Here is a 14,290-nt window from a genome sequence, read left to right on the forward strand (position 1 = left end):
TAGCCAGTCGGCTTCAACTAGTGCTTCGATTTCCGATTCGATTTCTGGTTCAACTTCAGCATCGAAGTCAGCAAGTACCTCGACTTCGATTTCAAACTCGGATTCAAAGTCCGCTAGTGAATCAACTTCGACGTCTAGTTCGATCTCGACTTCAACGTCGAATTCAACCAGCGCTTCTGGTTCAACTTCAGCTTCTGAATCGACTTCGGCTGCTTCAGCAAGTATCTCGACTTCGATGAGTACTTCAACTTCTAACTCGACTTCAGGTTCAACCTCTGGTTCAAAGTCATCGAGCACTTCAACCTCAGATTCAACTTCAAGTAGCGAATCGATTTCGACCTCGGTTTCAAATTCTGATTCAACTGCTTCGATGAGTACTTCAATTTCGAACAGTTCTTCAAAGTCAACTTCGATTTCGGATTCAGCGAGCCAGTCGGCTTCAACTAGTGCTTCGATTTCCGATTCGATTTCTGGTTCAACTTCAGCATCGAAGTCAGCAAGTACCTCGACTTCGATTTCAAACTCGGACTCAACATCAGCCAGTGCGTCAACTTCAACATCTAGTTCGATTTCGACTTCAACTTCAAATTCAACTAGTGCTTCGATTTCAACTAGCACGTCTGCTTCAAGTTCGATGTCAACTTCAACTAGCCAGTCTGCTTCAACTAGTGCTTCGATTTCTGATTCAACTTCTGGTTCGACATCGGCCTCCAAGTCAGCAAGTACCTCAACTTCGACGTCAAATTCAGATTCGACTTCCGGTTCAAAGTCAACTTCTAAGTCGAACAGCACTTCAAGTTCGGATTCAAGCTCTGACTCAAAGTCAAGTAGCGAATCAACTTCAACATCAAGTTCAATTTCAACTTCGATTTCGGACTCGACTTCTGACAGCATTTCTAAGTCGGCTTCAACCAGTGCTTCGGCTGCTTCGACAAGCACTTCGACATCGATGAGTATTTCGACTTCTGATTCTGGTTCAACTTCCAAGTCGACTTCTAAATCAACAAGTACTTCTGGTTCGGATTCAAGTTCTGATTCGAAGTCAAACAGTGAATCAACCTCGACTTCAATTTCGAACTCGGATTCGACGGCTTCAATGAGTACGTCGATTTCAAATAGTTCTTCGAAGTCAACTTCGATTTCAGACTCAATCAGTCAATCAGCCTCAACGAGTGCTTCGATTTCGGACTCAATTTCTGGTTCAACTTCAGCTTCCAAGTCAGCAAGTACTTCAACATCTAGTTCAAACTCAGATTCCAAGTCGACGAGCGAATCAATTTCAACTTCAATCTCGAATTCGGACTCAACCGCTTCGATGAGTATTTCGACCTCAATGAGTACTTCGAGTTCTAATTCGACATCTGGCTCTACCTCTGGTTCGAAGGCTTCAAGTACATCTACCTCAGATTCAACCTCAATTTCTGGTTCAATTTCAACGTCGATTTCTAACTCGGATTCAGCCGCTTCGATGAGTACTTCGATTTCGGATAGTTCTTCTAAGTCGACATCGGCCTCTGCATCAGCAAGCCAGTCGGCCTCAACGAGTGCTTCGATTTCAGATTCAACTTCTGGTTCGAAATCAGCTTCTAAGTCAGCAAGTACTTCAACTTCTGACTCAAACTCAGACTCAAAGTCAAGTAGTGAGTCAACTTCGACGTCAAGTTCAATTTCAATGTCGATTTCAGACTCAACTTCTGACAGTATCTCTAAGTCAGCTTCGACATCGGCTTCGGCTGCCTCAGCAAGTACTTCGACCTCGATGAGTACTTCAACTTCTAACTCGAATTCTGGTTCTACCTCTGGTTCGAAGTCGGGAAGTACTTCGACATCTGATTCGACTTCTGATTCGTCATCGATTAGTGGTTCGATTTCAACATCGATTTCGAACTCAGATTCAACTGCTTCGATGAGTACGTCGATTTCAAATAGTTCATCTAAGTCAACTTCAGCTTCTGATTCAGCGAGCCAGTCGGCTTCAACCAGTGCCTCGATTTCTGATTCAGCTTCGGCTTCGACATCTGCTTCTAAGTCCTCAAGTACTTCAACTTCGACATCAAATTCCGATTCAACATCAGGTTCGAAGTCGTCTTCGAAGTCAACTAGCACCTCAAGTTCCGATTCAAGTTCTGACTCAAAGTCAAGTAGTGAGTCAACTTCGACGTCAAGTTCAATTTCAACGTCGATTTCGGACTCAACTTCTGACAGTATCTCTAAGTCAGCTTCGACATCGGCTTCGGCTGCCTCAGCAAGTACTTCGACTTCGATGAGTACTTCAACTTCTAACTCGACTTCTGGTTCAAATTCTGGTTCGAAGTCGGGAAGTACTTCGACATCTGACTCGACCTCAGATTCGACCTCAATTAGTGGTTCGATTTCAACCTCAATTTCTAACTCAGATTCAACTGCTTCAATGAGTACGTCGATTTCAAATAGCTCTTCGAAATCAACTTCTGAATCTACTTCGACCAGTCAATCAGCTTCAACTAGTGCCTCGATTTCTGATTCAACCTCTGGCTCAAAGTCGGCTTCAAGGTCAGCAAGTACTTCAACTTCTGATTCCAATTCAGATTCAAAGTCAAGTAGTGACTCGACTTCGACTTCAAGTTCGATCTCAACATCGATTTCTAACTCAACTTCTAACTCAACTTCTGACAGTATTTCGAAGTCGGCCTCAACATCGGCTTCGGCAGCCTCAGTAAGTACCTCGACTTCAACCAGTGCTTCTGCGTCTGATTCTGGTTCAAGTTCCAAGTCGACTTCAAAGTCAACTAGTACGTCAACCTCTGGCTCAAGTTCAGATTCAACTTCAACTAGCGAGTCAATCTCGACTTCGATTTCGAACTCGGATTCAACGGCTTCAATGAGTACGTCGATTTCAAATAGCTCTTCGAAATCAACTTCTGAATCTGCTTCGGCCAGCCAGTCAGCTTCAACGAGTGCTTCGATTTCAGATTCAACTTCTGGTTCAAAGTCGACCTCTAAGTCAGCAAGTACTTCAATGTCTGACTCAAGTTCAGATTCAACCTCAACTAGTGAGTCAATCTCGACTTCAATTTCGAACTCTGATTCAACAGCTTCAATGAGTACTTCGATTTCCAACAGCTCATCAAAGTCAACTTCAGCTTCTGATTCAGCCAGTCAGTCGGCTTCAACGAGTGCTTCGATTTCAGATTCAACTTCTGGTTCAAAGTCGACTTCTAAGTCAGCAAGTACTTCGACTTCTGATTCGAACTCAGATTCAAAGTCAAGTAGTGAATCAACATCGACCTCAAGTTCAATTTCAACATCGATTTCTAACTCAACTTCGGACAGTATTTCAAAGTCGGCCTCAACATCGGCCTCGGCTGCTTCAGTAAGTACTTCGACTTCAACCAGCGCTTCGGCTTCTGATTCTGGTTCAAGTTCAAAGTCGACTTCGAAGTCGGGAAGTACTTCAACCTCTGATTCGAACTCAGATTCAACCTCAACTAGCGAGTCAATCTCGACTTCAATTTCGAACTCCGATTCAACGGCTTCAATGAGTACGTCGATTTCAAATAGTTCTTCGAAGTCAACTTCAGCTTCTGATTCAGCAAGTCAGTCGGCTTCAACCAGTGCCTCGATTTCCGATTCAACTTCTGGCTCAAAGTCGGCCTCACGTTCCGCAAGTACTTCGACTTCTGATTCGAACTCAGATTCAAAGTCAAGTAGTGAGTCAACATCGACCTCAAGTTCAGTTTCAACATCGATTTCTAACTCAACTTCTGACAGTATTTCAAAGTCGGCCTCAACATCGGCTTCCGCAGCTTCAGTAAGTACTTCGACTTCAACCAGTGCTTCGGCTTCTGATTCTGGTTCAAGTTCAAAGTCGACTTCTAAGTCAACTAGCACTTCAACCTCTGGGTCGAGCTCAGATTCAACCTCAACTAGCGAGTCAATCTCGACTTCAATTTCGAACTCCGATTCAACTGCTTCAATGAGTACATCGATTTCAAATAGTTCTTCGAAGTCAACTTCTGAATCGGCTTCAGCAAGTCAATCGGCCTCGACTAGTGCTTCAATTTCTGATTCAACTTCAGGTTCAAAGTCGTCTTCAAGGTCAGCAAGTACGTCAACTTCTGAATCTGGTTCTGACTCTAAGTCGGTGAGCGATTCGTCATCAATCAGTACTTCGATTTCAAATAGCTCATCCAAGTCGACTTCAGAATCGACTTCATCAAATCAGTCGACCTCAACCAGTAACTCAATCTCTGATTCAGCCTCTGGCTCGAAGTCAAGTTCAAAGTCGGCAAGTACGTCAACTTCTGAATCTAAGTCAGATTCACAGTCAACCAGCGATTCAAGTTCAATTTCAGCTTCGATTTCGACATCGGTTTCTGATTCAAAGTCAAGTTCTGTAAGTACTTCTGTTTCTGGATCGAATTCGACCGCCTCAGCTAGTGCTTCGACTTCAACCAGTATTTCAAATTCTGATTCAAAGTCAGCTAGTGATTCAACTTCAGTGAGTCAGTCGATTTCAAGTTCAATCTCTACTTCAGATTCAAATTCTGGATCTAAGTCAACATCGAAGTCGGCAAGTACCTCGACTTCAGACTCAAATTCTGACTCAAAGTCAACTAGCGATTCTACTTCAGCATCAATTAGTGAATCGACATCAGCAGCTTCGATGAGTACGTCAACTTCAACTAGTACGTCGGTTTCTGATTCCGTATCTGGTTCGAAGTCCGCTTCCAAGTCAGCAAGCACCTCAACATCGATGTCGAACTCTGATTCGAAATCAACGAGTGATTCAGCTAGTGAATCAGCATCGGCTACTTCAATGAGTGCTTCGACCTCAACTAGCACTTCGATTTCTGATTCAGTTTCAGGTTCAAAGTCTGCGTCAAAGTCGGCAAGTACGTCAACTTCTCAATCGAATGCTGATTCAACGTCAAGCAGTGATTCGACTTCAATTAGTCAATCAATTTCTAGCTCGACTTCATCCTTTGATTCCAAGTCAACATCCAAGTCGACTTCTAAGTCAGTAAGTACCTCGACTTCTGATTCTGAATCTGACTCAAAGTCAATTAGCACTTCTACGTCAACATCAGTAAGCGCTTCAACTTCGACTTCGATTTCTGATTCAAAGTCAATTAGTAATTCTGCGAGTGAATCAGTATCGGCTGCTTCGATGAGTGCATCAACTTCAACCAGCACGTCGCTTTCTGATTCAACTTCTGGTTCAAAGTCTGCTTCGATCTCAGCAAGTGCGTCAACTTCAGCCTCAATTTCGGATTCAAAGTCTGACAGTACTTCCGAATCAACGAGTCAATCGGCTTCAATTTCGACTTCAAAGAATGGTAATAATTCAGACTCAACCTCAACGAGTGCAAGCCAGTCAGCTTCAACATCGACTTCAAAGGATGGTAGCAATCCGGCTTCAGCTTCTGCTTCAACCTCAATGAGTCAGTCAACTTCTAACTCAATGTCTACAAGTGCAAGTCAGTCGGCTTCAACATCAACTTCAAAGGATGGTAGCAACCCGGCTTCAGCCTCAACGAGCCAGTCAACATCAAGCTCAATGTCAACGAGCGCAAGCCAATCTGCTTCGACCTCAAAGTCAAAGGCAGCGCACGATCCAGCCTCGATGTCTGATTCTGAGTCAATGAGTCAGTCGGCCTCGGCTGCTGGTTCAACGTCAATGTCAACGAGTGCGAGCCAATCGGCTTCGACTTCAAGCTCAAAGGCAGCGCACGATCCAGCCTCGATGTCTGATTCTGAGTCAATGAGTCAATCAGCCTCGGCTGCTGGTTCAACGTCAATGTCAACGAGTGCTAGTCAATCAGCTTCGACTTCAAAGTCAAAGGCCAACGACCCAGCCTCAATGTCTGATTCTGAATCAATGAGTCAATCAGCCTCGGCTGCTGCTTCAACATCAACGAGTTCGGCTCACGGTAAGGTAGTACCAAACTCAACATCAACAAGCTTGAGCCCTGTTCTTTCAACTTCTGTTTCGAATGCGAAAGCACAAGGACACAGTGCTTTGCCAAATACAGGAAAAGATAGTAATAAGCAATCAGCCGCCGGCCTAATCGGCTTAGCTGCTGCAACCTTGTCACTAGGTGTACTTGGTTCAAAGCGCAAGAAAGAGGAAGAAAAGTAAGACAACAAGCATTACTTTTTAACCCCAAGCATGGCAAAAGCCCCTGGATTTTAAATCCAGGGGCTTTTTGTAATGTTATTTTATGGAGGTCTTATCGTTTAGATTTTCTAAATCCGGCATTTAAGGCATCTTGTTCACTATTGAAATAAACGGCGTTACCCGGTTTGATATTGTAATGCTGTTGATCGGGCATATGATAAATTCTACTTTTAGCATCGCCGATAATTGTACCAGTCACCTGTGAAGCCGGTTGTGCTGCTTGGACTTCCGGTTGGGGTTGTGGATCAGCCGGAGGTGTTGGTTGGCTGGATTGACTTGACTCTGGCTCTACAGCTGGTTGTGCAGTAGAGCTGATTGATGAAGAACTACTAATAGTGCTTGTGCTGGAAGACTGACTAGTGGTACTGCTGTTGTGCTTGGTTGTTGAAGAGGAAGACTCTTTTTTGGTGGAACTAGCAGAACTTTCTTGTTTGTGTGAAGAGCTGCTAGTACTGGATTTCTTACTGGATGAACTATTCCGGTGGACTTGTTGGGCTGTTAATTTGCTTTCAGAGCTGTTGAAGCCAACACCGACAAATGATATCAGTAATACAACGAATGATACCAGTGTTATTTTCTTATTTTTGGCATAATCAATTTTATATATGAATTTATTAATTAAAATTTTGATACCAAAAATTAAACTGGTAAAAAAACTAATTAAAAGTAATAGTGCAAAAAATGTAAGCATACTTTTCTCCCGAAATCTATTTATCTGGAGGTAAATAACCATAATGTGGCATATTTAACATTCCAGTCGATTAATATTTTATCAATTTAGGGATAAAAAAAGAAAGCATACAATTATTTTGCATACTTTCGGCCATTAAATTTCAGAGAGGGTGGTTAGTTAATGAAAGTTGTATTACGAGCTTTCCAATCTTCAAGTTTGATTCCAACCCAAAAGCCGTAAATGCCAAGGGTAATGACTATGAAAAAGAGCCATTTAATCCAGTTACCAAAAAGACCTAGTGCACTACCATTAAATTGCATGCGATGTCCATCGATAACAGTATGATTAATTTTCCAACCATAAATCATGACCAGCGCCCAAGGGTAGAGAATACCGAATGAAAAGGCCGTAATAATAGTTCCCAAAACAGACCAGCCAATTAAAGAAACTAAACCACCATCAAAAAATGAAGTGCGACCGTTTCGAATTTCGTTTGTTGTAGGCATTACAATATTTCTCCTTAATTATTATAAAGTAACAATTTTAGTTTAACATGCTTGGTATTAGAGCATTTAAAAGCCATAAATTAAAAAGCATCCTCAATTACGAGAATGCGGTGTGATCTGTGCGCCTGAGGTTTTTGCACCCTAGACATAATAATATTAACCTGGGTATACAGCAGGTTATGTATAGGACTTATATCGCTATCAGCCAGAAGAGATAGCGAACGCCTAGGGTAGACGTAAGACGCCTGGGACTTATATCATCAGCGGATAAGTGTGTGCAATCTAACAAACTATGAGAAATCGAAACTGATGAACGCCCTAATAATAAGTAGCGGGGCTTACAACACTAGGCTAAAAGTGAGATTGCATGAGATTGTATTTGAAGGTACCTAGTGAATGCCCAAGTTTGTGGTAACGGTTCCAAAAATGCCTAAAACCCATATATCAAAAACTTCATACGAGTTCAGTATAGAACAATTTAAAAGAAAAGCAAACTTAAAATTTAAGTGCTGTAACAAGGGCTGATTTTGGAATATTTTTATTTAAAAATATCTTGTTAAATAGCTTAATGGTAGGATTTGTAGTCGTAAATGGTATAAATTGTGCACTACTAAACAGGACTGGCATAAGATACAATATTATTCGGATAGTTTGCTATTCATTAATGGAAATTGGAGCTATGGCACAATCTGGTACTGCAGCGGACTCGAAATCCGTCGAGCCGTCGTATGGCGGTGTGCGGGTTCAAATCCCGCTAGCTCCTTTAAATTGAACCAAACAATGATTAGGTTAATTGATTATGCGAAAAGAATTAAAACTAATCTATATTGCTTTGATCCTGTGCCTCTTAGGCGCGCAGGTATTCGACTGCTCTTCATGTGGCTATAAGGGGACAAGGAAACGGTTAAACGCCGTTTTTTTATTTGTCGTAAATTAGCAGTACCGTTACTCCGTTAACTGGGCACTTTCTTTAATCATATTGATTAGTTCCTCTTCTAATATTTCGGTATTGTTGATGTTAATTGAAATCCAGTATTTTTTATTCATATGATAACCAGGTTCAATCCCACTAATATGAACCATTTGGCTGACATGTTCCGCGGTTAATTTTAAATTCAGCCATAGCGTCGTATCCTTGATAAAAATCATTGCTATGATTTTTTTATTTTTTGGATGTCGAATGATATGCCAAATAATTTTTTCGTGCGACTTGCCACCGTTAAAGGGAAAATCTTCGTAGCCGTTACTATATTTAATGGTGAGGTTAACCAATTCATCAAGTTTAAATTGCATTTTGCTACTCGCTTTCTATATAAGATAATGTATCGCTAATAATTGACAATGACATTTGTTCCATATGTTAAATTTATTATATGGCCCAAATAGTTGCACACAATGATTTTTTTAAGGATATAAATATGAAATCTTTAAAGTTGATGGAACAAGTGATACAGGATAGATTGCATAATGAAATCTCTAGCATAAATTATGAGCTACAAAATAGCGACTATGAGGGCATGGTTTTCTGAGTAGGAAATGGTACCATCCGTAGTCGGTTGGCCAAAAAAATGCCAACGAAAAAGGGATATTTTCTGTCCTGTTGGCGAAAGGATGATAGCGCTACGAATCGGTCATAAATGATTTTCATGCACGGAAGGGAAATACCTATGGATAATATTCAAATTATTGTAAAGAAAACGGATGAACTTAGTCCAAAAGAACTATTAAATATATTTGAAGAACGTGTGCGTGTCTTTGTTGTTGAACAGAACTGTGCATATCAAGAGGTAGATATAAAAGACTACTCAGCAACGCATGTTATTTTAAAAAGTGATGGTAAATTAGTGGCTTATGCTCGTATTGTTTCTAGTGATAACGCTCAATATGTTAGTTTTGGACGTGTATTAGTACCTAAAAAGTATCGCAATTTACACCTTGGACGTAAACTAATTGAAACAACATTAGCCGCAATTAAGCGACTGTATCCAGATAAAGGTGTAAAAATTGCCGGGCAGGAATATCTAAAAGATTTTTATAGCTCTTTTGGCTTCAAACCAGTTTCTGAGGTCTATTTAGAAGATGGATTACCACATATTGATATGATCTTAGAAAATGATAACTTTTAGTATTTTTTGCCAGCAGTGGTGAAACTATATTGCTAAGAAAACGTGCTGAAAGTAAGGAATGGTGTTTTACCATAACCTTTAAACGATGGAACATCATATTTTTGTTGTCATAGACAAATTAAAAGCCTACCTTTTAGGTAGGCCTGTGAAAAATTATTCTTGTTTGTTATACCAATACCAAGTTCCGTAGATGGAATTTAGTAGCATGACTATTTGTAAAACAAGCATTGACACTGCGTAAGAGCCATTTAGGATAAAAATATTTTGGCTCCATACAATGACCTGAATTAGATTAACTAATAACCAAGCGAACCATTGGGAACGGTAGCCATAGGTCATTAGGACTTGACCAATAATATTCAGTGGTAGGACTGCAGAATCAAGATACACTTGCAGACCATTCAAATGTTTTGAAATCATCAATACCCCAATATAAACAATGATGGTTATAATTGCTGTCAGCAATCCGAGTTTTTTTGGCATACTCTTAGCAATAAGCTCTCCTTTTTGCTCATTACGATGTTTTGACCAGAAATAAATGCCAAAGAATTGCATGATGAAAGCAAATCCTTGAGCGAAAACGTCCCCAAAGGTACGGGAGTTTAGGGCGACAATCATCCATGCTGAGGTGCAAAGCAGTCCCCAGAAGAAGTTTGACTGTTTTCCCTGATCAACTAATGCTAGGTTGGTCACTGTTGCTAGACCTGTCCAAAGGGTCAACCATGCTAATTGTGAACGATCCCCAGAAAATATGAATGTAACAACTTGAGAGGCAATCATGGCTAGTAGAAGCCATTTAGTTGCTTTCTTAAGGGTCAGCAAGTCCGTTAGAATGGCTTTCCATCCGAATGTCATTCTAAGAACATCTTTCGTGTGATTCATTTGAATCCTCCTATTGTTTTTTAGGTGCCGTCATCGGAAGCAACGCACCGTAATGATTTATTTACCACTATTGGTAAACAATTGATATTTTAACATTAAAATTGACAACTAATAATAAGAAGGGAATCTGTTTTGGATTGTTCCAAAGATGAAGAGTCGTAATAAAAGAGTTTTGAAAAAACTAAATAGTTTACAAAAATAATTATCAGTATATTTAATAATTTTGTACAAATATAAAAGCACCCAGACCACTAAGAATAGTTTGGATGCTGTTTATATTATTACTGTAAATAAGCTATAAATGCTGTCATATCAACACGTTCTATGCACTGAGGGGGAGTCGAACCCTCGACCTGCCGGGTAGAAACCGGCTGCTCTATCCAGCTGAGCTACCAGTGCAAAAACTTACTATCTAAGAATAGCAGAATCCCAGCGCAATTACTAGATTGCCAGGCCGACTTTTAAAATTCGTCTGGTATAATAGAAAGAACTTGAATTTTTAGTGGGAGAAGTATGCAAGTAAATACCGAGGATGCGCGGACAGTGCGCTCCAAACAAGCACTTAAAGACGCGGCACTAAACTTTATTAGCCATGGTCAAGATTTTTCAATAGCTAATTTACTTGAAGCTACTGAGGTATCACGGGGGACTTTTTATCGGCACTATGCTAATAAAAATGCCTTAATTAGGGATGTAAACCAAGATTTAATCCAAGAAATTTTGGATCAAATTGATGAACAATTTCCAGTGGCCCGAGTTATTAATTTAGTCCAAGAGCGAGCCGCTTTTTATCATCAAAGCCTGAATATGGCTATTAACCCGAGTTTTTATCCAGAACTCTTAAGGCAATTAAGACAGGCTGCTGGTTACCGACTAAAGCAAGTCACAGATCCAAACGTGCGGCGGGACTTGCTCTATCAGGGGGAAGTTATTATGGCGGGCTTTTGGGCCTGCCTGGCACGTTGGTTGACGAACAACATGGAGCTTAGCCAAGCTAAATTATTACGTGAATTTACAGAAATATTTAGAATTAGCATTGGCGCCAACAGTCAAACCGCTCTGATTTGGTTTAACTTTGAGCCTTTACCTTGATTTACAAGTCCTTTTTTGATAAACTGGAGAAGTTGTTAGCGTAGCTACAACCACTCAGATTAGGTTAAAGCATGCTGTGGACTAGGGCCCAGCCGCCTATAATGGTGAGTCTAAGTAAAAGGAGAATAACAGTAATGGCATACGCAATTATTGTAACAGGCGGTAAGCAATACAAGGTCACTGAAGGAGATACTATCTTCGTTGAGAAGTTGGATGCTGCTGAAGGTGAAAAGGTCGTATTTGACCAAGTTGTATTGACGGATTCAAAGATTGGTGCACCTTTTGTTGAAGGTGCTAAGGTCGAGGGAACTGTTGAAAAGCAGGGTAAGGAAAAGAAGGTTGTAACTTTCAAGTACCGTCCTAAGAAGCATTCCCACACTAAGCAGGGACACCGTCAACCATATACGCGCGTTAAGATTGATTCTATCGCGTAATCATTTTTTGTAAAGGAGAATAGACTTATGTTGATGAATCAAGATAACTTACAGATGTTTGCCCACCACAAGGGAGGCGGATCTTCAGCCAACGGTCGTGACTCAGCCGGTCGTCGCTTGGGTACTAAGGTTGCTGATGGACAAGCTTTGACTGCTGGTTCAATTATTTACCGTCAACGCGGTACGCACATCTACCCAGGTGTTAACGTTAAGAAGGGTAACGATGATACACTTTTTGCCTTGACTGATGGGGTTGTTAAGTTCGAGCGTAAGGGCCGTGACAAGCGTCAAGTATCCGTTTACACACGTGAAGAATACAAGCAAATCTTGGCTAACGCCTAAACTTTTAGAACAGCTTCGGCTGTTTTTTTGTGCCCTCATTTAACTAATTAACGAATTATAATCTGATTATCATTAAAAACGTTTGCTTTTTAGGTATAATGGTACATATAAGGAATATTGGGGGAATGGCAATGGAAAAACAACGATGGATGCGGCTCCTATTGGGAACCGCTACCCTAGGATTTATGGGGATTGCATTACCGGCTAGTGCCGATCAGGCCACACCTGAGACGAACACACAGTCAGTACAAGTGACGAACCAGCCTCAGACGGCTACGGATAGTACCACTAGTCCAACAGTAACGGTTGCTAATGGTGTCGATAAATACAGCAAGCCGATTCAAGAACCTGATTTCTGGTATATACCAGAGCAGTATCAAACGGACATTCCGGTTCAATTCTTAGGAATTAACGACTTGCACGGTGGTTTGGATACCAAGGATGCCGTTACTATCGGCCAGCGGACTTATCAAAATGCTGGGACAGTAGCCCGTTTATCTTCATATTTGAATCAAGCTCAGGAACAGTTTAAAGATACGACTGGTTCAGATAACTCGATTCGGTTGGAAGCTGGTGATGCAGTCGGGGCTTCTCCGGCTAATTCAGCTCTACTAGCTCACGAACCAACCATGCATGCTTTAAAGGCGATGAACTTTGATATCGCTACTTTAGGGAATCATGAATTTGACCGTGGTTTGCCAGAGTTTAATCGGATTTTAACGGGTGGCCAACCAGCTGCCAACGCCGATGAACTTGTTAAAGAATATCCCCACGAGAATAGTGGGTTGGATATGGTTGTTGCTAATGTGGTTCGGGCTGATAATGGTCAAATCCCATACGGTTACAAGCCTTACGAAATTCGTAATGTCAGCTTCAACGGTCGTGATGCTCGCGTTGGTTTTATTGGTTTGGAAACGTCAACCCTACCAACGTTAACTATTTATGACAACTACAAGGACTACAAGGTGCTTGACGAAGCTGAAACAATTGCCAAGTACGATAAGATTTTGCGTAGTCGGGGCGTTAACGCCATTGTTGTAGTGGCCCATACCGGAGTTAAGACTGATCCTAACGCAAGTACAACTGGTCCAACGGTTGATATTTTGCAAAAGTTAAATGCAATCGACCCTGATAACAAGGTTGGTTTGTACGTAGCTGCTCACTCGCACCAGTACGCCAATGCCAAGGTTGGTAAAACTCATGTGGTTCAGGCGGTTTATACCGGTAAGGCCTATGATGATACTTGGGCTTACGTAAATCCTGATACGGGTGAATTTGATCATATTACTAGTCATGTTTATCCAGTGCTTTCCAAAGAAGATGATCCAGCTACTAAGGATGATGCCAACGTGGCGGCCATTGTAGCTGATGCGGATCACCGGATTGCTAAGAAGGCTAACGCTGTGATTGGTTATGCCCAAGATAAGCAGACCATTACTGGTCGGTTGCACAACACGGCCAGCATGGAAAACCAAGCTGGTGAATTGGTTGCTAAGGCACAACTTTACGAAGCAACCAAGCAAGGTTTCCATCCTGATTTTGCCATGACAAATACTGGTAGCATTCGTTCGGACTTGGAAGTTAACCCAGCTGATGGCGCCGTTACTTGGTCAGCAGCAGCAGCTGTTCAGCCTTTTGGTAACATTTTGAAGGTTGTCGAAATGAAGGGGCAAGACATTCGTCAGGCGCTAAACCAACAGTATATGAACGGTCAACGCCTATCATTGCAAATTGCTGGCTTACATTATACTTACACTAAGCAAGATAATCCTGATCAACCTTTTGTGGTGCTAGACATTACCAAAGATGATGGTACTAAGGTTCAAGACGATCAGACTTATCAAGTTGTTGCTAACGAATTCTTACAAGGTGGGGGAGATTATTTCACAGCCTTTAAGAAGAGTAAGGTGCTGGCTTCTGCTGGTTCTGATACTGATATATTCGTTCAATATTTGAAGGATATGTCCGCTGATGGACACAAGATTCAAACACCAACTTTGGATCGTAAAATCTACGTTTAAAATATTGAAGGCTAGCTCTTTGGAGTTAGTCTTTTTTTGGTCTAGGTCATTTAT

At 41.3% G+C, this 14,290-nt stretch carries 11 protein-coding genes, 2 tRNA genes, 1 pseudogene and 1 other annotated feature; of the genes and pseudogenes, 8 read left to right on the forward strand and 6 right to left on the reverse strand.

Annotated features, from left to right (window positions below; all coding sequences use genetic code 11):
- A pseudogene (locus C7384_RS08340) lies at positions 1-714 on the reverse strand (hypothetical protein); the annotation flags it as partial.
- Here C7384_RS08340 and C7384_RS08235 point away from each other — a divergent pair.
- The gene (locus tag C7384_RS08235) at positions 635-6,121 is read left to right on the forward strand and encodes an LPXTG cell wall anchor domain-containing protein (RefSeq protein ID WP_338064691.1); all 5,487 of its coding nucleotides are present in this window, start codon (positions 635-637) and stop codon (positions 6,119-6,121) included. The pseudogene C7384_RS08340 and the gene C7384_RS08235 overlap by 80 nt on opposite strands.
- 91 nt (positions 6,122-6,212) lie before the next feature.
- Here C7384_RS08235 and C7384_RS00050 read toward each other — a convergent pair whose 3' ends face one another.
- Both C7384_RS00050 and C7384_RS00055 read right to left on the reverse strand, forming a co-directional pair.
- Complete coding sequence (locus C7384_RS00050; protein ID WP_089937199.1) at positions 6,213-6,851, reverse strand: sunset domain-containing protein; 639 nt, start codon at positions 6,849-6,851, stop codon at positions 6,213-6,215.
- A 155-nt stretch (positions 6,852-7,006) separates the two neighbouring features.
- The gene (locus C7384_RS00055; RefSeq protein WP_089937201.1) at positions 7,007-7,339 is read right to left on the reverse strand and encodes a YjgN family protein; all 333 of its coding nucleotides are present in this window, start codon (positions 7,337-7,339) and stop codon (positions 7,007-7,009) included.
- 673 nt (positions 7,340-8,012) lie between these two features.
- Here C7384_RS00055 and C7384_RS00060 point away from each other — a divergent pair.
- Positions 8,013-8,102 (forward strand) — tRNA-Ser (locus tag C7384_RS00060).
- A 182-nt stretch (positions 8,103-8,284) separates the two neighbouring features.
- Here C7384_RS00060 and C7384_RS00065 read toward each other — a convergent pair.
- Positions 8,285-8,632 carry an MmcQ/YjbR family DNA-binding protein gene (locus tag C7384_RS00065; protein ID WP_089937203.1) on the reverse strand — a complete coding sequence of 116 codons (348 nt, stop codon included), beginning with the start codon at positions 8,630-8,632 and terminating at the stop codon, positions 8,285-8,287.
- Positions 8,633-8,883: 251 nt separating this feature from the next.
- On the opposite strand from C7384_RS00065, the gene C7384_RS08375 reads away from it, so the two are divergent.
- Positions 8,884-8,976, forward strand: a complete 93-nt coding sequence (locus C7384_RS08375; protein WP_354001561.1) for a hypothetical protein — start codon at positions 8,884-8,886, stop codon at positions 8,974-8,976.
- A gap of 30 nt (positions 8,977-9,006) precedes the next feature.
- Positions 9,007-9,465, forward strand: a complete 459-nt coding sequence (locus C7384_RS00075) for a GNAT family N-acetyltransferase (protein ID WP_089937204.1) — start codon at positions 9,007-9,009, stop codon at positions 9,463-9,465.
- Positions 9,466-9,618: 153 nt separating this feature from the next.
- Here C7384_RS00075 and pnuC read toward each other — a convergent pair whose 3' ends face one another.
- The gene (gene pnuC / locus C7384_RS00080; RefSeq protein ID WP_089937206.1) at positions 9,619-10,347 is read right to left on the reverse strand and encodes a nicotinamide riboside transporter PnuC; all 729 of its coding nucleotides are present in this window, start codon (positions 10,345-10,347) and stop codon (positions 9,619-9,621) included.
- 325 nt (positions 10,348-10,672) lie between these two features.
- Positions 10,673-10,746, reverse strand: a tRNA-Arg gene (locus C7384_RS00085).
- A 114-nt stretch (positions 10,747-10,860) separates the two neighbouring features.
- Here C7384_RS00085 and C7384_RS00090 point away from each other — a divergent pair.
- The 4 genes from C7384_RS00090 to C7384_RS00105 all read left to right on the forward strand — a co-directional run bounded on the left by C7384_RS00090 (position 10,861) and on the right by C7384_RS00105 (position 14,236).
- Positions 10,861-11,439: a TetR/AcrR family transcriptional regulator gene (locus C7384_RS00090; RefSeq protein ID WP_089937208.1), complete on the forward strand. Its 579-nt coding sequence runs from the start codon at positions 10,861-10,863 to the stop codon at positions 11,437-11,439.
- Between the two features lie 38 nt (positions 11,440-11,477).
- Positions 11,478-11,561, forward strand: a sequence feature (ribosomal protein L21 leader region).
- A 12-nt stretch (positions 11,562-11,573) separates the two neighbouring features.
- Entirely contained in the window at positions 11,574-11,873 is a 300-nt protein-coding gene (gene rplU / locus C7384_RS00095; protein ID WP_089937210.1) for a 50S ribosomal protein L21, read from the forward strand.
- 27 nt (positions 11,874-11,900) lie between these two features.
- Positions 11,901-12,215: a 50S ribosomal protein L27 gene (gene rpmA / locus C7384_RS00100; protein ID WP_089937212.1), complete on the forward strand. Its 315-nt coding sequence runs from the start codon at positions 11,901-11,903 to the stop codon at positions 12,213-12,215.
- Between the two features lie 131 nt (positions 12,216-12,346).
- Complete coding sequence (locus tag C7384_RS00105; RefSeq protein ID WP_243400686.1) at positions 12,347-14,236, forward strand: bifunctional metallophosphatase/5'-nucleotidase; 1,890 nt, start codon at positions 12,347-12,349, stop codon at positions 14,234-14,236.
- Positions 14,237-14,290 lie beyond the last annotated feature (54 nt).

Source organism: Convivina intestini, assembly GCF_003096575.1.
In the GTDB taxonomy this organism is placed as follows: domain Bacteria; phylum Bacillota; class Bacilli; order Lactobacillales; family Lactobacillaceae; genus Convivina; species Convivina intestini.